Source organism: Erwinia sp. MYb416 (assembly GCF_037479575.1).
GTDB classification, from domain to species: domain Bacteria; phylum Pseudomonadota; class Gammaproteobacteria; order Enterobacterales; family Enterobacteriaceae; genus Erwinia; species Erwinia rhapontici.
Genome location: NZ_JBBGYT010000267.1, coordinates 1 through 577 on the forward strand (window position 1 = coordinate 1; position 577 = coordinate 577).

Genomic DNA, 577 nt, shown 5'->3' on the forward strand with positions numbered 1-577 from the left:
CGTTGCTGACCATGGCATTTGGTCTGTTCTGGCTGGTGTGGATCCTGTTTTCAACCGTGACTCGCGGTATTGATGGCATGACGCTGTCGCTGTTTACCGAGAATACGCCCCCGCCGAATACGGCAGGGGGTGGCCTTGCAAACGCCCTGGCAGGCAGCGGTCTGTTGATCTTCTGGTCAACCGCGGTGGGTACGCCGCTGGGGATTATGGCGGGGATCTATCTGGCCGAGTATGGCCGTAAGTCCTGGCTGGCGGAAGTGATTCGCTTTATTAACGACATCCTGCTTTCGGCACCGTCGATTGTGGTCGGTCTGTTCGTTTACACCATCGTGGTGGCGCAGATGCAGCACTTCTCCGGCTGGGCCGGGGTGGTGGCGCTGGCGCTGTTGCAAATCCCGATCGTGATCCGCACCACCGAAAACATGCTGAGACTGGTACCGGACAGCCTGCGTGAAGCGGCGTATGCCCTGGGGACACCAAAATGGAAGATGATTTCGGCGATTACCCTGAAAGCCTCCGTTTCCGGCATCCTGACGGGTGTGCTGCTGGCGATTGCCCGCATTGCCGGGGAAACCGC

General features: G+C 59.3%; 1 protein-coding gene. It reads left to right on the forward strand.

All coding sequences use genetic code 11. From position 1 onward, the window contains the following. The coding region (pstA, locus tag WH277_RS02425) for a phosphate ABC transporter permease PstA (RefSeq protein ID WP_339504206.1) at positions 1-577 on the forward strand (577 nt) is incomplete at both ends.